The sequence below is a fragment of the Aeromicrobium yanjiei genome (assembly GCF_009649075.1).
In the GTDB taxonomy this organism is placed as follows: Bacteria; Actinomycetota; Actinomycetes; order Propionibacteriales; family Nocardioidaceae; genus Aeromicrobium; species Aeromicrobium yanjiei.
Window position 1 is genome coordinate 1 of sequence record NZ_CP045736.1, and the last position, 26,088, is coordinate 26,088.

The following is a 26,088-nucleotide window of genomic DNA, read 5'->3' on the forward strand; positions in this document are numbered from 1 at the left end:
GGGCTGTACAGCAGTTGAGTCCAGAGCGCCAAGCCAGACGGATCTCCATCTGGCTCCACACAACGCGACCCACATGGAGTCCTCTATGTGCACCCGCACGAAACAACAGATGTTGACCGATATGGGACATCTGACGGCGCGGCGTACGTGGCAACCAGACGAGATGCAGGACAATCAACGTATGGACATCGACTACCAGCAGCTCTCCAGAGTCGTCAGCGTGGCGACCGGAAAAGGGGGAGTGCTCAAGACCTCCATCGCAGCGAATGTGGCCGGCGTCAGCGCGCGTGCGGGGTTCCGGACACTCCTGGTCGAGCTCGACCCCCAGTCCGACCTCGGCGATGACTTGGGCTACTTCGGAGACCACGACAACGGCGAACAACTCACGCGAGCCATCCTGACCGGCGACCCGCTCCAGCCCACCAAAGTTGGAGTACGCGAGAACCTGGACGTCGTCACCGGCGGGGAATACCTCAGCGACACCGCCGCAGCACTGGCAGCCAGGGCGCAGCGCCGCGGGGGAGTGGCCCACATGCTCGCCAAACCCCTCGCACCCCTGGCCGCCACCTACGACCTGGTCATCATCGACACCCCACCAGTAGCCGAAACCCTGCAACTGCTGGCCCTGGGAGCCGCGCGCTGGCTCGTCATCCCAACCAGGTTCGACGCCTCGTCCATCAAAGCGATGCGCAGCATCGCCGCACGAGTCGAAGAGGCCCGATCGCCCGAACACCGATTGGACATCCTCGCGGTCGTCCTGGCCGGCGTCTCCGCCAGCGCCACGAAGGTGCGCGAAGGCGCCGAGACCAACATCAAGAGCATGCTCGAAGGGATGGACGAGGACCTCCTGCTGCCGCAAATGATCCGTGAGAGTGCTGCCACTGCCCGCGCGTGCCGCGACCGGGGAATGCTCGCCTACGAGATCGCCGAGGAAGTTGAGGGGGCCCAGCCGTACTGGGAAGCGCTGAGGTCGGGCCAACCCATCAAACGCCTCCCCGGCAGCGCCCCAGCACTCTCGGATGACTACATCAAACTCACCGACCAGCTCATCCGGCGGCTCGCCGCCCACGAAGAACAGCAGGAGGCCACCGCATGACCGGCGCCGACGACAGGTTCAGCTCCATCGCCGGCGGAGGCCTTCGCCGGCGCCCTGCCATTACTGCGGTACCCGACCCTGAGCCGACAACCCCAGCCCCCGCCGAAAAGGCGGTATCGCCGACAACCAAGGAGAAGGCCGCCACGAACAAGGCCGCGGTGGCGGACCGGGCCCGCCCAAGATCCGAAGATGTCGGAGGAACCCGGCGTGTAGCGTTCAGGACCCCTGAAGATCTGGACGCCAAACTACGCAGCCGCGTGGCAGCAGATCGAACGAGCAAGGTGCACGTCATCCTGGACGCGGTCGAACACGTCGAAAACGCCGGCATCAAGCTCGAGTTCCCCACGCCAGGAACGGTCAAGTCCTCGCTCTTCGTCCGCCCCAGAACGGCCACCGCGGCCACTCCGAGTATCCAAACCGAAGTCGTCCTCGACGCGGCAAGCGTGGCGACCCTCGACCGCCTCGCTGACAAGCACCAAGCCCCCACCAGGACCGCATTCGTACTGGGCTGCCTACGCCAGTACCTGGATTGATTCGAACCTCGCAGAACGCTCCTGCAGTGCTTCCGCCGGCACGTAACTGTCTCGCCTGCCCAGCCCGAGCGAGACGCCTGCGATAAGCGCGGTCGGAGTCCTGCGGAGCCAAGATGAAGCGAAGAGGGGCCTCGGAGGTCACCGCGCCGAGACGACCCGAGGGCAGTAACCCATGTGACGTGAGAGGGTCTCTAGGTTCCCATGTGACGTCCCCGCCCGTCAGGCGGCCGAGAATGCCAGCTGAGGTCAAGTTCGCGTGCCAGGGACATTTTGCCCCGCGACGAGGGATCGTGGTGTTCGATCAACACGTTGGTGATCACCTAACGGGACACGAGCCACGAGAACGACGCGAAGGCAAGTAACGCCACGGGCCAGGCCAACACCGGATGGACCTTGAACCAGTGAGCCAGCGCGTTGTCGCCAGGGTCCCTCCCATCGCGCCTAGCACGACGGGTGTAAATCGCATCGGCCACGAACACGCAACCCAAGAACGCCAGGCCCGCCGCAAGTCCCATCTGACGTGTCTATCGAGTGGACGTGTCTTACGCACTTTCAACGTCGCCCGGGTCACCTTGTGACCTTCTTCTTCCACTTGGTCAGGATCTGACTTCTCTCCTCGCAGGTATGCGCCCGCGGGTCATGACATCAAGAACTGAAGGGGCCGCCTCCGGCGGCGCTGTGAAGGGCTGATGTGGTCTCTCCCGGGGCGTCCATGATCTGCCCCCCGCGCCTGCACGCAATCGCCGCTGCGCGTCGAGCTCACCGGTCAGCCAGCTGGATCGGCGCTCGCAAGCTCGCTTATTTCCTCACCACCTGGCCGCCCGATCGCCCCTACGGGTTGACGTTCCGGCGCTCCACAGGGGCAGTTCATCGTCCTTGCCCGGGAGGGCCAAAAAGCGGTTGGACGGCGGAGTTCAACGGGCACCTCCCGCGCAGAAGTGGAGTCACATCATGAGCAGCATCTTCAAGGCGTCGACCGTGGTCGACGTCGTCGACGCCGTTCGCACCTTCTTCGGGTTCATCGTGGCGGAGCGTTCGTCGGAATCGTTACCACAGGACCCAGGCGCAGGTTAGGGCACCTCCTGCGGGTGGACCTGCCCGACAGTGACGAGATTTCCGACGCAGCGGAGGTCGGTCAAGCACTTGTGCCTGCGCGCAGCAAACGGGGTGGCACGCGCCCTGATCGCCGTTGAGCACACGCTAAGAGCGGACTAGGACCACAACTTGTCAACCCGATCGACACCGTCCTGGCCCACGGCATCGACCCGGACTGCTGGACCGGGTTCTCGCCGTCTGAGTGAACCGGGGTGAAGACCCGTGTTCGTTGCAGCAGCCCCCGGTGAATGCGTTTCCGAGAAAATATGGGACAGGGTGTGCTCAACTGGTCTCTCGTAACCGTCGCTAGTCAAAGGCCCCCCATGTCAGAGATGAAACCGCGTGGGCTGGCCGCGCTGGTAGGTCTGGTTGTTCTCCTAGCCGGCACGGCTGTCGGACCCGCGGAAGCACGTGTCGGACTTGAGGGGCCGGCTTCCGTCGCGGTCGCACCTCCGGAAGATTCAGACGACGATGGCACTCTAGATGCCTCTGATTCTGCGAGCGCCATAGATGGCGCAGCCCGTCAGTCAGAGCCGGTTGAGGACTTATCGCAACGAACCGAGACGTTTTCGACGGTCGCCAACCCGGACGGCTCATTCACGGGTACTAACTACGCCGCACCTGTCCGTGTGAAACAGGACGGCAAATGGGTCGACATTGACTACACCCTGCGTGAGGCCCCAGACGGCACCTACAAACCAGAGGCTGTCTTTGGTGATGTCCGCGTTAGCGGTGGCGGCACGAGAGAGGTGGCACGCGTCACCTTCGGTGATGGCGACGCCATGGCTCTGACGTGGCCTGTTCCACTCGGGAGGCCGACGGTCCGAGGCGGGACAGCTACATACGCGGTTTCCGAGACCTCGGACCTTGTAGTGACAGTGACAGCATCGGGGGTCGCTACACACCTGCGGCTCAACTCGCCCCCATCGAGCGACGACCCAACATTCAAGTTTGGTGTTGAGACGACTCATCTGAACGTGGACGAGGCTGCTGGCGGGTTGTTAGTTACTGATAGGTCAGACACTCACCTTGGCAACACTTCGACGCTGGTGGCGTGGGATGCTCGCCGGGATGCCGCCGGTGACCCCACTAACGTGGTGCGTCTTAACGCCGAACTATCGCGAGCGCGCTCGAGCGGCGGATCGTCGCAACAGACGCTTGATCTCAAAGCGCCAAGAGGGTTCCTTTCCGACCCCGCGACTGGGTATCCGGTAACGATCGACCCGGACATCAATGCGGTGAACGAACTGAGGGATACGTACACCCGGCCGGGTGACACGGTCCCCACAGGCCAGTCGCCGCACCTCATTGTGGGGCGGGTAGGAGGGGACACTACGAACGTTAACCCAGCCGTCACTCTCATTCAGTGGGAGAACACATTTCTCGCCGGTAAGACGATCAGTGCCGCCTCCATGAACTTTTACCAGTACTTCACTGGGTCTTGCTCGCCTAGACAGATCAACATTCATCCGTTAACGGCTGAGTTTCACGAGACCACGACAGTGAATTCCAACAAACCCGCCACGAACAACAACACAGGAAGTTCGACCCTTTTCACCGCTAATCGCGGTTCCGGATGCGCAGACGGTCCTGGATTCGTTTCCGCAAGTACGCTGGGACTCGCGCGGGCGTGGTCCAAAGGGCCTGACGCAGGCGGGTTGCCGAACTGGGGAGTTCAACTGAATGTGCCGTCGGCTGACAGCGGGGATGCATCCTTCGAACGCCGATTCTGCTCCGAGGAGCCGAGCAACGACACCTCGCTGGCATGTTCAGTCGCGGACCGTGTTCCGTTCATGAAGTTCACGTACAGCGATCCTGCGCCGGCCACTCCACCAACGCCAGTAGTGACGGCCTCCGGTTTGACCAGAACGCTGGCCACGACAGTGACCGGCGTGGTGAAGGGGAACGTACGTGCAAGATTCCTAGTGAAGCGAGGGTCTGCAACGGTATCGGACAGTTACTCGGCTTTCGTTCCTAGCGGGACGCTTGCGAGTCTTGACCTGCCTGCACTTCCTGCAGGGACATATACGGTCCAGGCGTGGGCGAACGACGGCGCGCAGAGTTCAACAGCCCCTTCGTCGGCAGAGACATTCCAGGTGTCTCCGCAAGAGGGACTGTCCGCGATTGCGTTCACAGGCGAGGAAAATCCGTACACAGCTTCTGCGGTGGTCTCTGGGACACCTGGTGCGTCGGTTCGTGTCAGGTTCGCGGTAAAGAAGGGCGCAAGCGTCCTATTTGACGGCTACTCCGCCTTCGCGACCGTTCCGTCTTCCGGGCAGACACCTCCTCTAACGCTGCCGCTACCGGCGCTGGCGCTGGGAAATTATGACTTGGTGGCGTCTGTGTACTCACCTTCTGGACCGCTGGGCCAGCCCGTTCAGGTCCCTGCCTTAGCTGATGGCCCCCCAGGCGGATCAGTCGTTCCTATTGCTCAATTAGAGGCTTACAACACCCAAGCTGCCGGCCAATCAGCGGTGGGTCCTGACGAAAGTCGGGTCATACCGATTTGGGGCTCAGGAGGAGTACCAGACGACGCTAGTGTGGCGACGATCACAGCCCGCGTCAGGCTTCGAAACTGGACAGCATCAGGAGCGCTCCAATTCGTAGACCCGGATTCGGCGTCGTCTCCCGAGAACACAAGTGTGAATTTTAACGCGGGTGTTGGAGATGCGTCAGGAGGTCTAACGCAGACGATCTCAGTCAGGCTGTCTCCTGCGGGCGACCTCGTCGTGAAGAACACGTCAGGTTCCAGCGTGCACCTGCAGATAGTGCCGCTCTCCTACGTGGTGCTGCCGGATGACACTTCTGCGGATTCGGAGCCCGAAGCGCTCGATGATTCGGATTACATGTGGCCCGATGGCGATGAACCCCCGCCAGCCCCCGGCGACCAGCAGGAACCGCCCATGGGGACGCTGGGTAACGATGTCTTCTTTACCAAAGGCGATCGTGTTCACGGGGTCGGGTACGCGTCCGGGCACGGCTGGTGGCTAACTGCTGATCCATCGATCATCAACAAGAAGGCGTGGGTGACTATCGAGCTGCAGCAATACAACCTCAGCGAACTCAAGTGGAAAACAAAAGACACCGGTCGGAAAAAGGTCAAACAAGGGGGCGGCTCAAGCAGGCGCGCGAATGCCCGAAGGGATTGCAAGAAGACGAACGCGGGTGTCCCATGGCGTACGCGAATCGACGTGGACATCATCGGTGTCGGTGATACGCCCAACAAACTGACCACGGCGGTTACGATCTTGTCTTGCAAAGTCTGATCGGACGGGACCTCAAGGAGGCAACGTTGACGATTACTGTCGCACTCCGCGGCGCCCTGAACCTCTGGCCCTGGATAGTAGCGGGCAAGGCGAACGACTCCTTGCCCGCCGACGACACCTTCAGCCTAGCGATCGTGCGTGCCGTTACCATCGACGCAGCGTGGCCTGAAGGCTACGGGGTCTCCTCGACCCGCTGGCATCAGGGTGAAGCGGGGGAGGACTGGACCAGCGATGGGCAAGAACGTGAACTGTGCTGGCTGCAGATTGAGCCGCTAGTTGACCCCAACCGGCCCCTTCCGACTGGAGTCGCACTCTCAGTGCTAAGCGACGTCTTGGGACGGATCGGTGATTGGACGTTCTCCGGCGCTCATGCCGTGGTGCCTATACGTCAGGGGGTCACGCCGCTCCTTTCCGCCTCCTCCACACGTTCGTGGTTTGAGTTAGGAGACCCGCAAAATCGCCGGGACTTTAATATATGTGTCTCTCTCGAGGGCCAAAATGACGACGTTCTGGACACGGCAAACTTCCGTGACAGTCTGAACTACTATGGTGCGGGCCTCGTCTCGTTCGAGGACCTTGGCGGGCATTCGTCAGCTCGGCGGATTACCGGCGATGACATCGTCCACTCCGTCGATAATGGACTAACGATGTGGTTCTCGTGTCAGGCGCGTGAGTGGACCGTGGACCTTGCCAGTTGGGTCATTGACCTAGTTGGAGGTTGTCTTCGCGAGAATGGCGCGACGGGATTCACAGCCATCAGCGTGCAGTCGTCAGGCCGCTTCCAGCGTGGCGCTGGTACGGAGCCACTTCGCTAGGTGCCGCTGACGCGGTGGTCGGCTCACCGGTTCGACACGTCAACCGAATAGAATTTTCGCGATGTGTGGTCGGCGTCGAGTCATGGACGACGGTTGTCATTGGCGTGGCATATGACTCAGGCAGCCCAAATCGCTCTTGTGAGGGAGCTCCTGGCAGGGCTCCAACTCCAGGCCGCTACGCGGCGATCTGGGGCCGCCAGGAGCCCTCAATCGGAGACGCCTACGGCGCCGTAGCTGGACCAGCCGAAGGCCGGGGGACAAGCCACTAACGGAGCCGCCTCCGGCGGCGCTGCAAAAGCTGATTTTGTCTCTCCCGGGGCGTCTATGCTCTGCCCCCCGCGCCTCCACGCAATCGCCGCTACGCGTCGAGCTCACCGGCCATCAGGACGTTCGGCGCTGCGCTTATTTCCTCACGACCTGGCCGCCCGATCGCCCCTACGGGTTGACGTTCCGGCGCTCCACAGGGGCAGTTCATCGTCCTTGCCCGGGAGGGCCAAAAAACGGTTGGACGGCGGAGTTCAACGGGCACTTCCCGCGCAGAAGTGGAGTCTCATCATGAGCAGCATCTTCAAGGCGTCGACCGTGGTCGACGTGGTCGAGGCCGTCCCCACCCTGTTCGGTTTCGCTGTGTCCGAGTCGTTCATCGGGATCATCACGAACGGACCCCGCAAGGCGTTCGGGTTCCGGCTGCGGCTGGACATGCCGCACGTCGAGGGCGCAGCCGAGGCGGGGGAGATGATCGCCCACCACCTCAACGAGCATGCTGGGGACGGGGTCGTCTTGCTGGCTCTCAGCGCTGATCAGGATGCTGCCGACGCGCTCACCGCCGAAGTGGTGGCCCGACTCGCACCCACCAACCTGATCCTCGCCGCGCGAGCCGACGCGGCGAACGTGTGGCTGTATGACCGCCACGGGATGCCCGACTACGGTGCACCGGTCTACGACCGTCCCGACAGGGTCAGCGCAGCCGTGGTGCAGGCCGTGGCCGGTGGGCAGCAAATCTGGTCCTCGCGCGAAGCGCTGGCAGCCTTGTTCGAGTCCGCGCCCGTCCTGTACGAGATCAGCCAAGACGTCGAGGCGATTGAGGCAGCCGACGCCGCAGCGGGGGAGCGGCTGGCATTGGCCGCCACCGCAGCGCTGGAAAGTGCCAGCGCCGGAATCGTCAACGACGACCACGCCCGAGTTCTCGCGATCGCCGCGCAGGTCATCCCGGTGCGTGACGCACTGTGGTCGACCATCACGCACGCCAGCGCCGAGTCCGACGCCGAAGTCTGGCGACGCGTTGCGATCAAGACAGCAGGCAAGGCAGCAGCCGGACCCTACGCGCTGGCCGCGTTCGGTTACTGGCTCGCCGGTGACGGCGCCCGTTCGCTCATGGCCGTGGAGCAGGCACTACGCGCCGACATTCATCACTCACTGGCCGGGCTGGTCGAGATGGTTCTGACCCAGGGAGTGGACCCCGCCAAGTGGACGGGGATGCCCGCGTAGATCGTGTCGCTGGTGGCCGACGCGAACACCACGGCGGGGGCCGCCGGCCGCCGCGTTCGCACCGGGGGAGCGGACCCGCCGTTGCTGTACCGCTCGGGCGGATGGCTTGTCAGGACTCGGCCACGGAGGGCCGACAAGTCGGCGCGCTCGCGCCGGTGAGCGGACCCCGCCTTCGACGGGGCTTAACCCGCACGGACGGTGTCCTGGCCTACCGCCGTCAGTCCCCGCGGCCAGTGCTTACGGTCGAGGAGTCTCTTCTTGCGCGGGCTTGGTTTATGGGGATGACCCCCAGCTGGGCGACGCCTCCCCGGCGGAAGCGTTGGCAGAGGGCCAGGCGTGACTAGTGCTGGCTGCCGCACGCTCCTACGTCGATGTCGGCTGAAACGCCCAAGCCTGCACTTGTCGCAGCACCGCCGTTGATGTGGCGAGTGGAGCGGACTTCGCCGCCGCTGCGCTTTGCCCGCATGGCTCCCCAGGACGCTGGGCTCGAGACCGGAAGCCGGTTCGATATCCCCGGTGTCGGGCTCCTCTAAGCGGCCACGGAGCCTGTCGGAGCATTCGTCGAAACTGTCGCAGGCTTTCGCCCCTGTCATCCCTAATAGCGAAGATGGCCCATCACGAACCAGAATCCGGGCAAGCTGCGGCAGGTAGGGTTGCGCGATCATGGCGGCTTGGCCGCCGCGTGTAGGTGCGCGTTGCTCGCGCTAGCAGCTACACGAACGCTTCGGGCCCGCAGCGGGTGATGGAACTCTGCTGCACCACGGGAATGCGCATCATCGCCGTGATGAGCTCACCTAGATTCGCGGAGGACCCACTCAGGAACGTCAATTCCGTTAGGCCCGATCTCCGATGCCAGGTAGCGCAAGTCGTGACCAGACGGAATTGGTGTCTCGAGGCCGTGGTTCAGCTGGACTCCGAGCAAGTCAGCCTGCTCGATCGTCGCCCTAAACTCATTGAAGATGCCGATGACCATGGCCGTTGCTACGCCATAGTCCGCCGCGATGCGATCTGCGTGGACGTTGCAGACGACGTCCACTGCCTGATGAAGAATATTTTCGACCTCATCAAGGCGCCGTTGAGCCGTGACACGATCGAACTGTGCAAGGCTCATACCAGACTCGTCAGCCGCGTGAGTGCTCCCTGTGGGATGTACTTTCCCGCTCGCATTCGCCGAAGACTTGGCGACAGTATCGTTGTGTGGTGCGCCCGTTACGAGCGCGAACTGGGCTTTGATAAGCCCGAATGCGTGTTCGGCAATCGCCCGGGCGGGTAACTCGAGGCCGACCGTAAACACGCCTTGCTCAACTCCCCACCCTAGGAAGTCGGCAAGGGTAGGTCTTCTCGGATCATCTGACACGGCCTGTCCCCTCGGCGACCTAGCATCCTTCGGGCGCTACGCCTGAATCTACTTGGTTTTGAGATACTTTCGTGCAGCCTCGTTAACCCAGCTCGGGCACCATTGGCTGCCGTTTACACAGTATGACGTTACGACGCCGTACGAGTAGGGGTCCCCGACTGCCTGTCGTTTGGCGCCGTACTCGTACACGACCCGGAACAGCATGGTGTCGACCACCTTGCATGACTTGCGCCCCCACCACGACGTCGAGCACAGCATTTTTGAGGCCCGCATCTGGAAGCGCTTCTCTGCGCCGTTCCATTTGCCGTACTTGAGTGTTGCCTTAACCGATGCCAATCGGGCGTTGTGCTTGACCCAGCCCTTCTGCCAGCCGAAGGCCTTTTTCGGTTTGCCGTCATACCCAGTCCATCCGAACGACCGTCCATGTCGAACGACCATGTACTGCATGCTCCCGTCCGAATAGTGCCGACGGTAAGTACGAATGATCGTCGATGGGAGCCGCCAACTCCCAGCCGCCGCAGCGCTGATGGAGGGTCCTGTGGTGCTCGAATCGCTGGCCGGCGGGTCGGTGGTGAGTTCCCCGGTCAGTTCCTCGGCATCGGGAGTGGCAGGGTCGTCGAGGATCGGATCATCTTCTTGCTCGCCGCTCTGGCTGCTGGGGTCCTCCAGTGTGCTCGGTTCCTCCCCAAGTTCTTGGTCTGCAAGGCTCGGATCAGTCTCCGCGAGCACGGCGCCACCTTGAGGAATCTCGTCGAGGTCGATCCCGGCCTTTGCGAGAGCGGATGCACTCAGCTCATCTCCGACCGAGACGGACGGAGCTAGGTCCCCAAGTGCTACAGCTTGGGTGTAGACCCCGTAGGTGACGGAGAGATAGGGAGTTTTCGCCGCGGTGTTGCAGCTGGTTCCGCTTTGGGGGTTCATTGAGCAGAAGCGTCGTTCGTAGGAGGAGCGGTCCTCGTCCTCGGCGTGGAGGCGGAGGCCTTGCATGTCGACTGCTCCGGTGTTCCAGGCTTTAGCCATGTTGGTGACGTTCATGGTGGTCCAGCCGTCGCCGCAGCCGGCGGCGCCGCGGTTGTCGTCGACGTAGGTGGAGTATCCGCCGGCGACGGCGTCGGGCTTGTTGGCCCAGGTGATGTTGTCGTCCCACGGGGTGCCGACGGGGTATGCGTACATGCGGCGGTCGCTGCAGGAGTAGCCGTAGTACTGGTAGAGGCCTAGCTTGGCTGAGAGGACCTCGACGTTGGGGTTGTCTTCGATGGTGCCGTTGTAGAACTTCAGGTAAGACCGCGTGGGGTTGCTGTTGGAGCTCACGCTGGGATCGATCTTGCCGACGATGAGTCGATTCTCTGAGCCGTGGTCGGTGGTGTCGCCGCTGCGGACGAAGGTGTCGCGGGTCCTGCTCATGCCGAGGTCAGGATCGATGATCACCGGGTACTGGGTGTCAGGGTCGGACAAGAATCCGTTTGGTGTTGTCAGGTCAAGGGTGTGCTGTGTGACGTCGCCGGTGGTAGTGGTCTCGACGAGGGTGGCGTCAAGGTTGACCACATTGGCAGGGTCCCCCGCATAGTCGGTGTTGTCGTCCCAGGCGACCAGGTTCGAGGTCTCGGCGATGGTCTCGCCGTCGTCCCCGGAGATCTCCAGCCCACCGGACTTGGTCTGGTCGACCTCGACTCCTTCGGCGCGAAGGCCGAAGGTGAAGACAGGGTCGTCCGCGGCGGGCTCCTGATTGAGTCGAAGGTGCGCGTTGACGCCGTTGCTGGTGACAGCGAGCAACAGGTCGGTCGCGTTGGACAGCTTGTAGGTGGCCACGCCACCGCTCACGGTCGGCTCGGGAAGATTCTGCGGCCAAGTGACGGCGACGGATTCGCCGTCGTCGAACGTGACCCGGGCCGCTTCCTTGGGGGAACCGCCGTTGATCGACACATCGACCGGGGCCGCCTTCGGCGCCCAGGACCCGTCGGGCTGCTTCGTCAACGTGTAGTCGACATCGACCCAGTCGCTGTCCTGTTTCATGCGGACGGGTGTGGCGAACTCCTTGCTGGTGAAGGTCCCGTCAGGGTTGGCCACCACAGTGACCATCGCTGTACGTTTCGAGAGGTCCTCGACGGGCTCAGCCTTCGCAGCCGCTGCGGCAGCTGCCGCCGCCGTGTCGGGTGCGTCAAGCGTCCCGTCGTCATCGGAGTCCACCGCGGTGGGCGTCGGTGAAACCGGCGGGGCGGCGTCTTCAGCGGACGCCGGGATTGCCGCCGCCAGCGAGGCTAGTAGGCCGAGAGTGACGAAAACCAGGGTGAGGAGACGAAGCCGAGCCAGCATGCGCATAGACCTAACGTGGGTGTGCGGATCGGTGTCATGCTGTCACGCCCTGGCTCGGCGCCGGGCGCATTCGCCGAAAGATAGTTCCTTCGACTAGGGGAACCGTGTCCTGCGTGCCCGTGCGACGACCTCGAGCTGCCGCATCCGGTAGACCGCCTTTCCGGGCGAGTGCGATGGACAAAGATTCGTTCAGTCGCGGTCAGCTGGGAGACGCGGGTCCGACTGACTCCCGTGCCCGCATCCTGGCGGTCGCTGCGCAGGTCATTCCCGTGCGGGACGCGCTGTGGTCGACCATCACCCACATCAGCGCCGAGACTGACGCCGAAGTGTGGTGTCACGTGGCGATCAAGACAGCAAGCAAGGCCGCAGCCGGACCCTACGCGCTAGCTGTACTCGGCCATCACGTTGGTGACAGTCGGCGAGGCACTAGGCCCACCTTGTGCACTTCGGGTTTACATAATCATTATTATCGGCGATATCTGACATGTGATTCTGGGTGGGATCGGCACGTGATCAGCCCTTGGATTCCACCGGCAAGGTGCGAGACTACACACATGAGTATTCAGGCGAGGGTGGCCCGTGGCGATCTACGCGCGTATGAGGACTCGGTGCGGCTGACCCCGCCGGAACTCGTGGAACGACTGCGCGACCTGTTGGGCGCGAAGCTCGTGGCCTATCTGGGGTCGGTTCAGGAGACCCGGGCAGTGCGGCAGTGGGCTGATGCCGCTGACCGCCGAACCCCGTCGACCGAGGTGCTCAATCGGCTGCGGATGGCGTACCGGATCGCGGCCCTGCTGCGCGGCAAGGACTCGGCCGCCGTAGTGCAGGCGTGGTTCCAGGGCATGAACCCGCGTCTGGATGATCTCGCGCCGGCACGACTGCTGCGCGAGGGCGACCTCGAACAGGTCGGTGCCGCCATTTTGGCAGCCGCGCGAGCGTTCGCTGCCGCCGGATGACGCAATGGCGGCGTACGCCGGTGCGCTGGCCGTCGCTGCGTGAGTAGCTGGGAAGGCTGGTCAACAAGCCTTCGCGGCGCAACCCGGTCACCAGGATCACACTGAGCCCGAGCGGCCTTATCGCCTCCGTCAGGGTGATCGGATCGGGATCGCGAGGTTTGCGCGGGTTACGATCCCGAGCGTTCCACTTCCTTGGCAGGGGCCACTAGTTGTCCGATGCTACGTATGGGTCACACCGGGGGGAATTCTGATTCCATTGGCGTCGCAGATGTCATGGAGCACAGCACCCTCACGTATGACGCTTCGGATGCCATCTTGAAGCAGGGAGTACTCGTCTAGCTGCTCAAACAGAGCCCGTATGTGTGAATAAAACAGCGCAGTGAGCTCCACGGCTTCGGCCGTCGTACACGGCAACGAACTGGGAAGGAACGCGCCCTGCTCGACGGCCCAACCCAGCACATCCTCGAGCGGTACTGCTATCGAATCACCGGTTGGTTCGGTCACATAGCCTCCTCGCGGCACTCATGTCAGTACTTTCTGGCTCCCTTCTTGACCCAGTCGGGGCACCAGTATCCCGGCGCGTCCGGGCAGTAGGTCGAGATCAGGCCCTTCGCGTAATAGTCGCCCGTCTCCCGCGGCGAAATCGTGTTGCTGTACACGACCCGGATTCTCTCCGCGTCCTTAACCCAGCAAATGAACTTGGCTTGGCATCTCCACTTGTATGCGATGACCTCGTAGCGATTCTCCGATGCTATCCACCACCCTGCCTTCAGGGTTCGCTTGGCCATCTTCAATGTTGCATTGTGCTTTACGTATGACTTGCGCCAACCGTATGGACTGTGAGGCCGTCCGTCTGGTCCGGTGAAAGGATAGGTGATGCCGCGTCGGATCACGTAGTACCCCGCCTTCGGGGACTTCTTTCGGTGATAGAGACGGAGGATGTCGTAAGACTCCCTCACGGTGTTACTCACGGCGCTACTTGACTGCGTGCCTGTAGTCCTGGAGAGGGGCGATACCGGATCGGTCAGGATCTCGGGGCCTTCGACGCTGCTCGGATCCTCTTGCTGCTCATCTGGGTACGCCGGGTCCACCGCATCGGGATCTGCCTCGGGGCCTCCGGGCTCAAGGGTTTCTGATTCGCCGTCAGTCGCCTCTTCGGTCGATCCTTCAATGGGGACCTCGGGATCCAACGTGGAGACGGTGTTTTCGTCTGTGAGCTCACTCGGGTCGACCCCGAGCGCGTTAAGGTCCGATGATGTCAGGGCGTCGCCCACTTCCACATTCGGGCCAAGGTCACCGAACGCGTACACGTCCGAATCAGTGGGCGGCACGGGATTTAGCGGTCTGAACCATCCCTGCGCGTCGAGGATGATATGGACTGAACCGCCGCTTGTGTTGTCGATTCGCACTTCGCCGGAATAGGAGACCGAAACGATAGAAGTTGACACGACGGATCGATCGGAGGTTGTCCAGAACCCGATGTTCGAAGTGCCGCCCCCGTCCAGGTCGTCGTTCACGACACGAACGGCACCTGACGCCGTCCAGTCAACGGCTGTGATCGTGAGTGCTACTGCGCTCAGACTGCCGTCGTCCGGGAGTCCTCCAACACCAGCGATCTTTACTACGCGCGAGCTCTTCGCAGGGATCGCGGTGCTTGTACGTGAGTCATAAATGCGCGGGTGTTTCGCAAGAGGGTTGAAAAGGCTACCCTCGCCACCTGTCTTGCTGAAATACCCTTGCACGTCAATTTTGACTTCTGCTGTCAATGAGGAGCTCCCCGACATAGTCAGCTTTATCCTGCCATCGGAGCCCAACTTCACCGAGAGCCCGGTGTCTTGGGGAGCGCCGGGTGCCAGGTTGATCGCAGTGGCGGTGTTCGAGGAAGCGTCGGACGCTTGAACCTTCAGCCCGCCGTCGCTGCTCACGTAAGTGACGCGAACGTTGGCGAATATTGCGGACGCGTCAGCGGGGATGTCTCCGACGCCGCCGACTTTGACGTGTGTGGTGGTCCCGCCAACTAGTTTGACAGCCGGCACACCGATACCGTCTTCCGTACTGACCAGCCGGAACGGGTCTACGGGCACGAATCCGCCGGCAGCTGACGCGTCAGTAACGGCAGTGAAGAAGCCCTGCACGTCAACGTTGATGTCCGTGTCCCCGGCTGAGTTCCTGAAAGTAACTTTGCCGTCGGCTCCGGGCTTTACGACTACTGTGTTTGAAGAGGCGTGAGTGCCGGCGGTCGTCTTCAGGAAAGCTGCTGCATTCGACCCGCCTGACGGATACACCGAAACGTTGGAGTTGGCCGTGGATATCCCGGCGACGTCGAGGACTACGGCTAGCGACGAGCCTGCTCGCTTCGCTGGGCCTCGTACGTCGCCCCCGTCGGGGGAACGGTTCACAATGAGGCGGTGACCATGGTCTTCTGTCCACCTACGGTCTGGCACTCAGGGGCGGCCACGAATGACGAGGCCGAGGCCTTGGCGGTATAGCTGTGGCACATCGAACGACTCGGATGTCGCGATGTCTCGCCCACCGGGCTTGAGTAGACCGATTTCGCAGAGTTCTCGAAGCAGGTCATCACCGCTCGGTTCCAAACCGTCAAACTTCGCATTGAGTTCCTGGCGAGTGAATGTCGAGGTAGTCAGTCCTTCGAATCGAAGAATGTGTTTCGATACGTCAGGGAACTCGGCCAAATAGCTCCGCACGCGCATCTCGGACATTTCGCGATATGCCGTTAGGACGCTCTTTCCGGACAAGAGCGTCTCCGTAGCGGGGCCGCCGGTGGCGATCTGCGCGGCTCGGGCTTGGTTGGCCAGGTAGATGGCCTCGCGCGGCAATACCGTCCCTAGACCGTCCGTTATACGCGGCACGAGCCACGAGACGAACGACGCTTCGTTCACTCCCGCGTAAACGCTGGAGGGAAATATCGAGGTCAGTGCTGTGGCTACCTGCTCATCGGAGAGGTCCTCCACACTCACGACCTCAAGAAGCTGTTCTTCTTGCTCGGCTGCGAGGTTCCAGACCGCTTCGTCGGTCACTGCACGCTTGAGCAAGAGCCTTGCCATCTGAGGTGCTGACCATGCGAGGTCAACCTTCTTGTCTTCAAGGTGGCTCTTGTTTGTAAAGTGCAGGTGCCGCCACAGATCCGTCCGGAGAAAGATCCGGGGTTGGATGCGCGGGAACGTGCGACGAACTTCCATAGCCGTCAGCACCAGTCCCTCGAGGGCACGAAGCCGTTCATTCGGGTCCGTCGGGAAAAGCTCATCGATCTTGTCAAACAGGACCCACAGGTGCTTGCCCTCAATGTCGAGGGCTCGGTTGACCTCTTGAAGCATCGCAGTGACATCTAGATCTTGACCACCAACTGAGAAGTCGATTTCGACTCCGCGGACAGTAATCCTGGGAGTGGGCAGTTTGTCTGAGATCAGCGCGCGCCACAGTTGCTTGAGGATTGGCGCTAGGCGCCAGTCCCGCTTTCCTCCCACTGCCTTGCTGAACTCCCTCAACGGACCACTGGGCAAGTTCTCCAGGTTCGACACCGCGAGGGCAGCCCGGAGCGCGATGTAGAGGCGCCACAGACTTTCGTGGCTATAGCCATCTTCTTGGCGGAGGGACTCGATGGAACCCGTATCGACCTCGGTCAGATCCGAAAACCCCGTCGCCGCTGTGATGATTACGTCCTTCAGCGCGTGGGGTGCGAAAGCGCGTGCGGTTCCTTCATATTTGGTAAAGAGCTCAAAAAGGGCTGACTTACCCGTCCCCTTCGGGCCAAGCACCAAGACATTGAGGGGGGCCAGAAACTCATCGAAATCCTCGGTACGAACGAATCGTGCACTGAGATCGGGGTCTGACTCAGCATCGAGCGGGCCGAAACCAAGACGCCGGAGAACGTCGCGACGCGAGATCTCCGCGTCTTCGAAGGCTGCCATTCGGTCCCCCAGTGTAGTTGCGACCGCCTGTCCGTTGCGGCACCTGTCGTTATCGTAAAGGAGCAACGGCGCAGCCCGAGTGGGCTGATCAGTTGGGCTGCGCCGCGATTCGTGCGGGCGACAGGTGAGCCCTCGAATGCGATACGAACGACCCATATCGTGTCAGTTTCGCCTGTGTCGCTGTTCCTACCGAGCGCGACCCATGTGGTTTCACTCGTCTCCCGCGACGCGATGCGGCCACTGGGGCCTAAGCCGAGCGCAAGTCAGATCCGTTCGCCGCGAAGCCTCACGCGTCGCGCGTTGGCTACGACCTGGAGTTGCTGCAGTCGGTAGACGCGGTGACCACTGGCGGTTTGGTGAACGGGGATCTTCTCGTCCTGGGCGAGTTGGCATACCCGGTTATGGCTCACGCCAAGGACCAGCGCGGCCTGTCGGCCGTTGATCCAGGGGTTATCGATGAAGGCTTGGACGTCGGAGCGTGAGTAGCTGGGGTAGCCGTCGAGCCGGGTCAGGAGTCCTTCGCGGCGTAGGCGGGTCACGCGGATCTGGCTGAGTCCGAGCAGCTGTGCGGCTTCGGCCAGGGTGATGGCGTCAGGGTTGCGAGGCTTGGGGGCCGTCATGGGCTCAGACTCTCAGCGGTGACCGTTTCGCGCCAGCGTCAGTCCACAGCACCGGGCTAGTCGGTGTCGGTGCGGATCCAGACGTCGATGACGCCGGGTTGTGCGTTGAGCTCGTCGAGGGTGACGGTGGTCATCAGTTCCCACCCGGCGTGGATGCGTGCGGCTTGGACGTCGACCCGGTGTGGGCGGACGTCGACGAGCCCGGGCTCTTGCTCGAGCAGGACGAAGACCTGGCCGACGCTGTCCCACCGGTAGTGGTCCTCGAGTGTGTCGATCACGGTCACTCCCCTGCGCTGGTGCTGTCATCCTCGCGGATGGGTGCAGTCTCGGGGGCGTGATTGGTCAGGGTTGGCGGACGAAGAGCATTGACCAGCCGTCCGGCACTTGTTGTGTCAGGTCGGCGTAGGCCTGGTCGTAGGTGGCAGCTTCGGCGGTGAGGGTCTTGGATTCGAGGGCGTATCCGCCGCGGTGGTCTGGTGGGTTCTGACGGATGGTGGTGGAGAGGATCACCGATCAATTCTAGATCTGGGTCGTCTGGTCCCTGGACCGGCCTTCGAACATGTGTTCTATGGTTTTGGGGTGGGTATGAATCCGAGCCGGCGCGATCGGTGGCCCGACTTCGACCCGGTCCGGCTGGTGCTGGTGCAGCGCGGATATCGGTTTGAGCAGCCCTGGCAGGGGCTGTTGATTGACGTGCGCAGGCAGTCCTCGACCCGGTGGTCGGGTCTGGTGGTTTACGTCGACGAGCGGGCTGAGGGCCGGCCCGTGATCCAGCGGTGGTTTGACGGCGATGTGCTGCAGCCGGTGAAGGTTGACCCCAACGGCGCGGGGGTCAGCCGCCGCGGGGCGTGATCGGAACCGGGCCGGCTGTTACCCGTCTGGTGATGTCAGTCGCCCGGGATGGCCCCTGACCCGCGCCGGCCTGTGGTGTGCTGCCGGGTGGCTTGTTGCCACTTGTCGAGCTCGTCGGTGGAGTAGCGAATGGTGGTGGCGAAGCGTCCCCATTCGGGTCCTTGGCCGCGCTGGCGGAGGGCGGCGAGCTGGGCCGGCGGGATGCCTAGTCGGTGGGCGGCTTGGCTGGTGGTCAGCAGTCGGGTACTGGTGGTGGTGGCCATCTCAGTGCCCTTGCGAGCTGGTGCTCGAGGCCTGGCCGTGGGCGCTCTCGGCGTAGACGTTGGTGAACCGCAACGATGCTCCGATGGCCTGGACGACCACGACGTCGCTGGTCCTTTTTTGTCCGTTGTCTAGCCAGGCTTCTGTGGTGGTGTTGCCCACGACGAGGACGGTCGTGCCCTTGGGGAGGTTGGCCAGGTGCTCGGCCAGAGACCTCCATGCCTTGATCCGGTACCGGGTCGGTTCGGCGTCGGTCCATTGATCGGCGTCGTCTTTGGTGCGCCTGTTGACCAGGACAACCGCTTCGGTCACCGGGATCTGTGAGTCGGTGACGTGGCTGAGGTGGGGGTTGTCAGCGAGGTTGCCTTCAAAGATTGCGGTGTTGAGATTCATCATTGGGTCCTGTCGTTTGTCGGCCGCCGGCGGCGGCTGTTCGGACTCGGAAACGGAAGGCCGGCGATGTGACCCGGGCGTGGTGTGAAGAGGTCCCCCCACCACAAAAACCCCGCTCCCGATAGAACGCCGAACATGCCCAGCGAGGGCCCGTCAAGGGCCGACGAAGGAGGCAGCGCTTGCCCTTGACGGGTCCTCGCTGGGTGTCAAAATGTGAGGCTTCGGGAGCGGGGGTTGGTGCGCCCGCAGGGCGTTGATCGAGGGCGCGAAGCGCTCCACTCAATGCTTGGACCCGGACGGATCCCCCTTGGGCCGCTACATAGTGTGCTGGCGCATGGGAAGCGGAGCAAGCTATACATTTAGGTTCCCTAAATCGCTGGGAGCCTCGACTTTGGGTCGCGGCTTTGGCACACTGGGCGTGTGGTCTCCACGGTTGGTGGAGTCGCTGCGCTGGGCATGAGGGGGTGAACGCGGTGGCGGATGAGCCGATCCGACGCCAGGTTTTGGGTCGGTCGCGTCAGGCGAATGTGCCTGGTGGTCGGTCGCATTCGTACCGCGTGAAGGTCACCCCAGAAGAGCGGTCTCGGCTGGATTCGTTGGCCGCTGAGCAGCAGGTGAGTGTGCCTCGTCTGATGGTCGAGGCGACGTTGTCGGGCGGGTCAGAGACGCCGACGCAGCGACGCGAGGCGATGGCGGAGTTGTTCGCCATTCGGCGGGTGTTGAGCAACAACGCGATCAACGTCAACCAGATGGCCAAGGCCGTGAACATCGATGGCGTGCTGCCGGCCGAGGCCAGCGGATTCCTGGCCGAGGCGCGGACTCTGGTGGGACGGATTGACGAGACGCTCGAGGGGCTGGCCACGCCATGATGCCGAACATCACCCGGGGTGATCGGGCCGGTGGGCTGATGGTCTACCTGGCCAGTGAGGGCCGGCACAACGAGCACGAGAATCCGCACCTGGTCGCCGGCGATTCGCAGATCATGGCGTGGCACGACGACACCGAGCTGTCCCGGGTCGACGCGCTGGCGATCGCCGCGGAGCTCGACGCACCGCGCCGCCAGCTGGGGGTCGAGGTTCCCGGTGGCCACGTGTGGCACTGCTCGCTGTCGCTCGCGGCCGACGAGGGGCAGCTGACCGATGACCAGTGGGGTCAGATCGCGTCAGACTTCGTGGACGAGATGGGCTTCACCGAGGCGTCCGGCAAAGCGCCGTGCCGCTGGGTCGCGGTCCGTCACGGGGTGTCGAAGGCCGGCAACGATCACATTCACGTGGCCGTCTCACTGGTGCGTGAGGACGGCACCAAAGCCAGCGTGTGGAACGACCGCAACACCGCCCAGCGGGTAAGCGGAGAGCTTGAGGTGAAGTACGGGCTGCGGGTGCTGGAGTCCCGGCAGAACGGCTACGGCATCCGTGGAGTCAAGCCGGCCGAGCTGGCGCAGGCCGAGAAGGCCGGCACCGAGCCGGTCCGTGTGACGCTGGGCCGCAAGGTCAGGGCGTATGGGACGGCGTCGGTGGACGAGGCTGAATTCGTCCGTCGCTGTCGCCGCGGTGGTCTGCTGGTTCGTCCCCGCTACGCGTCGGATCGGACCGATGTTGTGGTGGGTTACTCGGTGGCCGCGCGACCACCTGCAGGTGAGAAGCCGGTGTGGTTCGGTGGCGGAAATCTTGGTCGTGATCTGACACTTCCCCGGCTGCGCAGCGGGTGGCCCGACACCCCCGAGGAGCACACCGCGGCGGTCGCAGAATGGAACGCCGCGAAGCGCGATCAGCGGCCAGCGGCACCTGGTCGTGAAGTCGGTGAGGTCGACCCACAGGTATGGGCCGAGTGCTTGACGGACGTCGGGAAGCTGCGCGACCGGATGCAGTCGGTGCCGGTCGACGACACCGCCGCGTGGGCGCAGCTGGCCAAGGAGACGTCCGGCGTGTTCGCGGCCTGGTCGATCCAGACCGAGGGCCAGCCCGGCCCGCTGGCCGATGCGTCGATGGCGCTGTCGAGGTTCAGTCAGGTGCAGGCGCACAAGGTTCCGGTCAAGCGAGTCCCGCAGCCGGGCATGCGGCAGGCCGCGATGCTCCTGATGCAGGCGACCTCGAGCAAGTCGCCGGCCGCATCGCAGGCGCTGTTCCTAAACACGATGATGCAGCTGCTCAAGGCGATGCACGACCACCAGACGGCGGTACGCCGGCACCAGGCAGCGCGACAGGTGGAGGCGGCCGTGCGCGGCTCGCTCGTGCGGGTCAGCGAAACACTGCCGCCCGTTCCGGTGGTAGCCAGCGCGATCCGTGATGGTGACCGGCCTAGTGCTACCGACCGGTTCACGATGCCCGGGCATGCGCCGGTTGCCGGCGCGGTCCAGCCCATCGTGCGGCCGCCACTACCGACCGGACGCAACAACAGTGCTAGCTCAACGGAGAGGCCCACGCTCGATCCAGGGCAAGGTCCTAAGCGTGGGCGATGAGCAATCGGCAATTCAAACGGGGGTTGGCGCGCATCTGTTCGTCGGTGGTGTTGACGGCTGAGGTGGAAACGCGTGAGGCATGCCTATCCCAAGCTGGTTCTGGTCAATGGATTTGAGGTAGGTCAGCATGCCTTGGCGGACGGCGTCGATGACCAGCGCGGCGGCTGCGACCACCACGCCGACGGCACCTGCAGTCTGCGCTACCAGGTCAGGCTCCGCACGTAGTCGTCTTCGCTTGAGGTTCATGGGTGCTTCTTGATAGGTCGCACCGCCCCTGCACTCTGCGACAACCACGGCTCGAATCGCTCAACGAACCCGTGAAGGTGCGCAAGAGAGGAGAGGTGCACCTGTAGGTCTCCGATCCCGTGGCGGCCCTTGCCCTGCACGCTGCGAACTCCGGGGAAGTCACCAAAGTCAGACGGGTTCAGCGGTAGGGCCAGCACGAACTTCGACTTAGTTCTCATGACACTCAGAAACACCTGCGATCGCTCGCCTATCCGCGGCGCAGATTCCGTCTCTCGTCGATACCCTAGATAGGCGTTTCTGTAGGTGTATTGCACGCCAGGATTTCGGATGCGAACCGTGCGGTCGAGCGCTTCCAGCATCTCGGTGAAGGTTTGAGTCGTCTCGCCGAAGTAGGCGCGTAGTTCAGCCCGGTCTGTGACCCGCATATGAAAAAGGCCTGCGATGATGTCTTCGGGGCTCCGACCTGTCTGAGTAGCGGCGTCCGCGAGGTAGTCCAGCACTTCGCTGGGAAGACGCATAATTCTCCTTCGAGCGACCTACCGCGGTGGTTTGAATGCGGAGATGATGGTCCGAGCGTGTTCGCTATCCAGCAGCAGCTCAGCTTCTGTGACCGCCCGTGCCGTTGTACGGAGCGCAGCGACGCTCGCCTCAGCATCGAGCGCAGCCTGAAGTGCGTTGTCGATCCTGGCCCGCACATCTGACGATGGGATCGGAACCTGGAGTTGACGAACGATATCCCAGGTGACCCGCGTCCTGCCGATGCCAGTAGAGAGCAGGAGCATGTCTGCCCGGGACTCGGGCGTACGCAGAATCGACCAGATCACTGATGCAGGGAGTGAGCCCGAGGGGCGGACGACGGTGAACTCGCTGGTGACAACGCACCCTGCCAGCGAGTCAGGAACGATGGCGATAGCACCGTGGATCGCGTTGATATGGCTAATAACTATGTCACCGGCCTTGACCCTGACCAGTTGCTGTTTCGTCAGGTCGCCGACCGTGACATCTTCGCCTGCTTCACAGAACCCGTCATACTTCACACGGAGATAGGTGACGATCTCGTCAGCGTCGGTATCCATGTCGACGATGCGCTCAGCGAGTTCCACAGCGTCCGTCGTTTCGATGGCACGTGTCAGCAGATCGCCAGCAGCGGAGACTTCAAGTCCGGCGTCTGTCCAGTCAGAGATACGCGAACCCGACTCCGGTAGGCAGGCTTTCACGTCCATGCGCTCCGCGATGGCTGAGGCCGGAACAACCCACGCCGGGTCGCCCTCGCCGTTGCGGAACTTCCTGTAGAGATCGACGACTGTGCGAATCTCCTCGGCCGCTCGCTGCCTCTTGGCCTCATCGCCGGGGAGAACACGCTGACGCGGCGCATCGTCCACACCGACGTGGGAGCAGTAGTACATGAAGACATCGGGCTGCACCTCCTCCGTCCCATCCCTCTTTTCCAGGATCAGCACTGAGGTCTTCACGCGCGCTTGAGATCTCTGGAAAGCATCCCCCGGCAGGGACACAACCGCACGGATGATCCAGTTCTTGCGGATCCAGTTGCGCAAACCCTTGTGCTTACTCGCCCCGAGGATCCCATCGTCAAGGACTGTGATGAGTCTGCCGTGAGGTGCCAGCAGATCGTGATAGCGCTCAAGGAACATGACCATCGAACTCAGCGACTGCACAGGGCGACGCGACTCGTCACCGCCGGTGAACGCGAGATCGTAATCGTCGAGTAGCTTCGCGTCGTTCACCTGCTTCCGGCTGTACTCCTTCGCGAACGGCGGGTTGGTGAGCGCCACGTCTGCAAGACGGGTGCCGTCCAGCAGACCGCCGTCGATGCGAGCCTTAAACTCCTGCTTCTCTCTCTTCAGCTCGGGGCTGTCGCTGGGGAATATGCTGACCTTTTTGTCGAGGGCATCCAGTTGGTAGATGCTCGTGCCCCCGTCGCCGTGCAGGTACATGTTGATTCGGGCGATACGGGCAAGTGCCGGGTCTCGGGCAATATCAACACCGATCAGTGCCTTCGTGGCTACCTGATCGCGGAGGTCCCGTTTCTCGCGATCACTGAGTGAGGAGTTCTCATTGATCTTCGTCCACATGTCTGCCAGTGCCTCGATGAGGAATCCGCCCGTTCCACAGCATCCGTCGATGACCCTGTCCAGGTGGTCGCCGTTCGCCTTGAGGTCTGCCAGACCGGTTGCTAGTTTCACGACGCTGCGAGGAGTGAAGTACTGCCCGAGCGCCTTTCCGCGAAGAGTGGAGTTGAGGAACGTCTCGAACATTCGCCCGTTGAGGTCGGCATCAATCGTAATGAGATCAACGTTCTCGAGCCGCTCGGCGATACTCTTTAAGGTTTCGGGTGCTAGTTCCAGGCGTTCGTTCTTCGAGAAGATCCGCTTCTTGCTACCGGATGCGATCTGCGTCTCGAAGTCTTCTAACAGTTCCTGAAACTTGAGCCGGTCGAGCGGATTAGGGGTCTGCGTGCTGTACCGATCGATCCAGTGCCTGGAGAAGAACACGTCATCCGCGGGTACGGCCACAGTCTCAACGTCCACCTGCCGAAGATTCGGGCTGTTGCGTGCTTCGCGATCCGAGACCAACTTCAGGAAGATCACCTTGACAAACTCCATGAAGGCAGCCGTGTAGCTGAGGCTTTCACGCTTGTAGATCGTCTTATGAGCCCACGCGAAGTCAGCGTTCAGTTCAGCAACTGAGTGCCTGCGCAGGAGGTGCTCTCCCTCCGGTTCTGCCTCGGCCTTCGGCGTGGCGAACGCTGTAGGTGCCAGAAGGAAGCGAATTGCGTCGTACCGTTCGTTGCCATCCACGAAGTCGCCGAATTTCGCCTTGGCAACCGGAGTGTCGTTGTCCCACCGGTAGACGCGTGTCGAGATGCCGTTCGTCAGGATGAAGAACTCAACAGGATTGTCAGCCTCAGACTTGTTGAGTTCGTGGCAATAACTCGAACCCTGGTGGACCCAGTCATCCAGATCCTCTTCGATTCCCTTGGCCTCGACGATGCAACGGACGCGGCCCTTCGCTTCGAGTGCGTAGTCCGGTCGCCACTTGTACTTCTGGCGACCCCGCCCGAGAGCCAGTTCGGGGAGAGAAGCTTTGGTTCGGATTTCGCTGTCCTTGTACCCCAGGTCTGGGAGAAGCCGATTCACAAAGAACGCCTCGACGCTGGCCTCGTTGCCGAGGTCGGCAAGGTTGCCGAACTTATTGCTGGGCAGTTCAGGCATACGTGATCTCCGGCATGCATCGATGATAGCGTCAATCTAGGACCAAAAGCGGTTTGGCGAGTTTGCCTGCGTACTGCAGCAGGTCCCGAACTCGTCCGTAAGGACATGCTCGGGACCTGCCGCGTCGGCAGAGGCATGCGGTGTTGGAAGAGGTGTCCATGGACTCCCCAACACTCCGGCCCAGCCGATCGATTGAGGGTATCAATGCGGGCACGCTGGAGCGGTCCCGGGCGTTGGCACCCACTGCATTGCGTGGCGCCCTCTGAGCCCGCGGCTGGCGTGAGACAGATCGACTGCGCCGAGAGCAAGCTGTAAGCACGCCTGACTCGGAAGCGTAAGTCGGCTGTCTCAATCCCGGAGGCGCAATGACGGCTGTGCGTTGTGGCGCATCGGGTTGTTCGCCGATGGACTCTTAGTGGCGTGCCTTTCGGGTCTGGTGCGGTGCGATTCCGGGAAGGGAGGACGTGGCCACGGGTAGGATTTTCTGGGCAGTACGCGGGCCGACCGCGCTGCGAGCACGCGCCCCTTGGCCGGTGTCAGCGAGCATGCAGCTTCTGACGGCTTCGGCTGAGGCGACGCCTTCGAGCGATGCGACGGTGTCTTCTCGCCGGCCGGACGAATCCCAGAGCGCGTCTGCACGGCTTTGGGAAGCGGACGCGTAGGCGGTGTCCGCACCCTCGTGCTCGACGCGCTCTGCGGCCGCGTCCGCGGAAATCGCGACGGCGGCGTCGCTGTCGAGACGGGCTTGCTCGCGCTCTGAGAGCGAGTCGTGGTTGAGGTCGTTGGAGCGGTCGAGCGAGGACGGATCGATGCCGTAGTGGGTGTCGACCTCACGGCGAATCCTGTTGGCGGCCGCCCGTGCGGCCGGGTCGAGGTCCTCCCACGTGTGAGCGGTCTCGTACATGTCCGCGATGTCCTGCGGGCGTGCCGTGGCCCACCAGTCGTCGCGGCTGACTGGGCTCAGTGCCGCCACGGCGGCAGACCGTTCGGCGTCATGACGCGCTTGTAGCTCGGCGGCTCGCTGCTGGGACTGCGCTTGGCGTTCGCGCTGCTGCTGCTCGCGTGCGCGCATGGCGCGTTGTGCGGCCTGCGCGGCCACGGTCATGGTTGCCCGCATCCCGGCGCGGACGATCTCGCTGGTCTCGTCTGGCTGTTCGCTCATCGTGTGCTCCTAGGT

General features: G+C 62.8%; 22 protein-coding genes. 10 read left to right on the forward strand and 12 right to left on the reverse strand.

Annotated elements, in window-relative coordinates; all coding sequences use genetic code 11:
• Positions 1-181: 181 nt before the first annotated feature.
• The 6 genes from GEV26_RS00005 (at position 182) to GEV26_RS00025 (ending at position 8,293) form a co-directional block, all read left to right on the forward strand.
• Positions 182-1,096 (forward strand): ParA family protein, encoded by a 915-nt coding sequence (locus GEV26_RS00005; RefSeq protein ID WP_194839793.1) that lies wholly within the window; start codon positions 182-184, stop codon positions 1,094-1,096.
• Positions 1,093-1,629, forward strand: coding sequence for a hypothetical protein (locus GEV26_RS00010; protein ID WP_153651161.1), 537 nt, complete (start codon positions 1,093-1,095; stop codon positions 1,627-1,629). The genes GEV26_RS00005 and GEV26_RS00010 overlap by 4 nt, the downstream gene beginning before the upstream one ends.
• Before the next feature lie 951 nt (positions 1,630-2,580).
• Complete coding sequence (locus GEV26_RS18105) at positions 2,581-2,703, forward strand: hypothetical protein (protein WP_279586719.1); 123 nt, start codon at positions 2,581-2,583, stop codon at positions 2,701-2,703.
• 650 nt (positions 2,704-3,353) lie between these two features.
• Entirely contained in the window at positions 3,354-5,990 is a 2,637-nt protein-coding gene (locus GEV26_RS00015) for a hypothetical protein (RefSeq protein WP_153651162.1), read from the forward strand.
• Positions 5,978-6,805, forward strand: a complete 828-nt coding sequence (locus tag GEV26_RS00020) for a hypothetical protein (RefSeq protein WP_153651163.1) — start codon at positions 5,978-5,980, stop codon at positions 6,803-6,805. Before GEV26_RS00015 ends, GEV26_RS00020 begins: the two co-directional genes overlap by 13 nt.
• A 555-nt stretch (positions 6,806-7,360) precedes the next feature.
• On the forward strand, positions 7,361-8,293 hold the full coding sequence (locus GEV26_RS00025; RefSeq protein WP_194839794.1) for a DUF4192 family protein: 933 nt from the start codon (positions 7,361-7,363) through the stop codon (positions 8,291-8,293).
• Positions 8,294-9,083: 790 nt separating this feature from the next.
• On the opposite strand, the gene GEV26_RS00030 is transcribed toward GEV26_RS00025, so the two are convergent.
• Positions 9,084-9,650, reverse strand: coding sequence for a hypothetical protein (locus GEV26_RS00030; RefSeq protein ID WP_153651165.1), 567 nt, complete (start codon positions 9,648-9,650; stop codon positions 9,084-9,086).
• 48 nt (positions 9,651-9,698) lie between these two features.
• Positions 9,699-11,663 carry a DNRLRE domain-containing protein gene (locus GEV26_RS00035; RefSeq protein ID WP_424923845.1) on the reverse strand — a complete coding sequence of 655 codons (1,965 nt, stop codon included), beginning with the start codon at positions 11,661-11,663 and terminating at the stop codon, positions 9,699-9,701.
• 854 nt (positions 11,664-12,517) lie between these two features.
• On the opposite strand from GEV26_RS00035, the gene GEV26_RS00040 reads away from it, so the two are divergent.
• Positions 12,518-12,919 carry a hypothetical protein gene (locus GEV26_RS00040; protein ID WP_153651167.1) on the forward strand — a complete coding sequence of 134 codons (402 nt, stop codon included), beginning with the start codon at positions 12,518-12,520 and terminating at the stop codon, positions 12,917-12,919.
• 527 nt (positions 12,920-13,446) lie between these two features.
• Here the strand turns inward: GEV26_RS00040 and GEV26_RS00045 are convergent.
• The 5 genes from GEV26_RS00045 to GEV26_RS00065 form a co-directional block, all read right to left on the reverse strand.
• Positions 13,447-15,318 (reverse strand): hypothetical protein, encoded by a 1,872-nt coding sequence (locus tag GEV26_RS00045; protein ID WP_153651168.1) that lies wholly within the window; start codon positions 15,316-15,318, stop codon positions 13,447-13,449.
• Between the two features lie 45 nt (positions 15,319-15,363).
• Complete coding sequence (locus tag GEV26_RS00050) at positions 15,364-16,848, reverse strand: P-loop ATPase, Sll1717 family (RefSeq protein ID WP_153651169.1); 1,485 nt, start codon at positions 16,846-16,848, stop codon at positions 15,364-15,366.
• Between the two features lie 263 nt (positions 16,849-17,111).
• Positions 17,112-17,468 carry a type IV toxin-antitoxin system AbiEi family antitoxin domain-containing protein gene (locus GEV26_RS00055; protein WP_153651170.1) on the reverse strand — a complete coding sequence of 119 codons (357 nt, stop codon included), beginning with the start codon at positions 17,466-17,468 and terminating at the stop codon, positions 17,112-17,114.
• Between the two features lie 56 nt (positions 17,469-17,524).
• The gene (locus tag GEV26_RS00060; protein WP_153651171.1) at positions 17,525-17,746 is read right to left on the reverse strand and encodes a hypothetical protein; all 222 of its coding nucleotides are present in this window, start codon (positions 17,744-17,746) and stop codon (positions 17,525-17,527) included.
• Positions 17,747-17,810: 64 nt separating this feature from the next.
• Entirely contained in the window at positions 17,811-17,978 is a 168-nt protein-coding gene (locus GEV26_RS00065; RefSeq protein ID WP_153651172.1) for a hypothetical protein, read from the reverse strand.
• A gap of 75 nt (positions 17,979-18,053) precedes the next feature.
• Here GEV26_RS00065 and GEV26_RS00070 point away from each other — a divergent pair, with 75 nt between their 5' ends.
• Positions 18,054-18,320: a hypothetical protein gene (locus GEV26_RS00070; RefSeq protein ID WP_153651173.1), complete on the forward strand. Its 267-nt coding sequence runs from the start codon at positions 18,054-18,056 to the stop codon at positions 18,318-18,320.
• A 35-nt stretch (positions 18,321-18,355) separates the two neighbouring features.
• On the opposite strand, the gene GEV26_RS00075 is transcribed toward GEV26_RS00070, so the two are convergent.
• Together GEV26_RS00075 and GEV26_RS00080 are read right to left on the reverse strand one after the other, a co-directional pair.
• A complete protein-coding gene (locus GEV26_RS00075; protein ID WP_153651174.1) occupies positions 18,356-18,583 on the reverse strand; it encodes a helix-turn-helix domain-containing protein in 228 nt (75 codons plus the stop codon).
• Between the two features lies 1 nt (position 18,584).
• On the reverse strand, positions 18,585-18,974 hold the full coding sequence (locus GEV26_RS00080) for a single-stranded DNA-binding protein (protein ID WP_194839795.1): 390 nt from the start codon (positions 18,972-18,974) through the stop codon (positions 18,585-18,587).
• Between the two features lie 557 nt (positions 18,975-19,531).
• On the opposite strand from GEV26_RS00080, the gene GEV26_RS00085 reads away from it, so the two are divergent.
• Together GEV26_RS00085 and GEV26_RS00090 are read left to right on the forward strand one after the other, a co-directional pair.
• Positions 19,532-19,843: a plasmid mobilization relaxosome protein MobC gene (locus GEV26_RS00085; RefSeq protein ID WP_194839796.1), complete on the forward strand. Its 312-nt coding sequence runs from the start codon at positions 19,532-19,534 to the stop codon at positions 19,841-19,843.
• Positions 19,840-21,432 carry a relaxase/mobilization nuclease domain-containing protein gene (locus GEV26_RS00090; protein WP_153651176.1) on the forward strand — a complete coding sequence of 531 codons (1,593 nt, stop codon included), beginning with the start codon at positions 19,840-19,842 and terminating at the stop codon, positions 21,430-21,432. Before GEV26_RS00085 ends, GEV26_RS00090 begins: the two co-directional genes overlap by 4 nt.
• A gap of 242 nt (positions 21,433-21,674) precedes the next feature.
• Here the strand turns inward: GEV26_RS00090 and GEV26_RS00095 are convergent, their stop codons facing one another.
• The 3 genes from GEV26_RS00095 to GEV26_RS00105 all read right to left on the reverse strand — a co-directional run bounded on the left by GEV26_RS00095 (position 21,675) and on the right by GEV26_RS00105 (position 26,073).
• Positions 21,675-22,196 (reverse strand): hypothetical protein, encoded by a 522-nt coding sequence (locus GEV26_RS00095; protein ID WP_153651177.1) that lies wholly within the window; start codon positions 22,194-22,196, stop codon positions 21,675-21,677.
• A gap of 18 nt (positions 22,197-22,214) precedes the next feature.
• Positions 22,215-24,911, reverse strand: a complete 2,697-nt coding sequence (locus GEV26_RS00100) for an N-6 DNA methylase (protein WP_153651178.1) — start codon at positions 24,909-24,911, stop codon at positions 22,215-22,217.
• 412 nt (positions 24,912-25,323) lie between these two features.
• Entirely contained in the window at positions 25,324-26,073 is a 750-nt protein-coding gene (locus GEV26_RS00105) for a hypothetical protein (RefSeq protein WP_153651179.1), read from the reverse strand.
• Positions 26,074-26,088: the final 15 nt, after the last annotated feature.

Bases quoted from the DNA above. Each gene is read 5' to 3' on its own strand.
- GEV26_RS00090 (WP_153651176.1), top strand. From the start codon at position 19,840: ATGATGCCGAACATCACCCGGGGTGATCGGGCCGGTGGGCTGATGGTC.
- GEV26_RS00035 (WP_424923845.1), bottom strand. From the start codon at position 11,663: ATGAAACAGGACAGCGACTGGGTCGATGTCGACTACACGTTGACGAAG.
- GEV26_RS00095 (WP_153651177.1), bottom strand. From the start codon at position 22,196: ATGCGTCTTCCCAGCGAAGTGCTGGACTACCTCGCGGACGCCGCTACT.
- GEV26_RS18105 (WP_279586719.1), top strand. From the start codon at position 2,581: ATGAGCAGCATCTTCAAGGCGTCGACCGTGGTCGACGTCGTCGACGCC.
- GEV26_RS00075 (WP_153651174.1), bottom strand. From the start codon at position 18,583: ATGGCCACCACCACCAGTACCCGACTGCTGACCACCAGCCAAGCCGCC.
- GEV26_RS00025 (WP_194839794.1), top strand. From the start codon at position 7,361: ATGAGCAGCATCTTCAAGGCGTCGACCGTGGTCGACGTGGTCGAGGCC.
- GEV26_RS00010 (WP_153651161.1), top strand. From the start codon at position 1,093: ATGACCGGCGCCGACGACAGGTTCAGCTCCATCGCCGGCGGAGGCCTT.
- GEV26_RS00005 (WP_194839793.1), top strand. From the start codon at position 182: ATGGACATCGACTACCAGCAGCTCTCCAGAGTCGTCAGCGTGGCGACC.
- GEV26_RS00050 (WP_153651169.1), bottom strand. From the start codon at position 16,848: ATGGCAGCCTTCGAAGACGCGGAGATCTCGCGTCGCGACGTTCTCCGG.
- GEV26_RS00105 (WP_153651179.1), bottom strand. From the start codon at position 26,073: ATGAGCGAACAGCCAGACGAGACCAGCGAGATCGTCCGCGCCGGGATG.
- GEV26_RS00040 (WP_153651167.1), top strand. From the start codon at position 12,518: ATGAGTATTCAGGCGAGGGTGGCCCGTGGCGATCTACGCGCGTATGAG.
- GEV26_RS00100 (WP_153651178.1), bottom strand. From the start codon at position 24,911: ATGCCTGAACTGCCCAGCAATAAGTTCGGCAACCTTGCCGACCTCGGC.
- GEV26_RS00070 (WP_153651173.1), top strand. From the start codon at position 18,054: ATGAATCCGAGCCGGCGCGATCGGTGGCCCGACTTCGACCCGGTCCGG.
- GEV26_RS00080 (WP_194839795.1), bottom strand. From the start codon at position 18,974: ATGAATCTCAACACCGCAATCTTTGAAGGCAACCTCGCTGACAACCCC.
- GEV26_RS00055 (WP_153651170.1), bottom strand. From the start codon at position 17,468: ATGACGGCCCCCAAGCCTCGCAACCCTGACGCCATCACCCTGGCCGAA.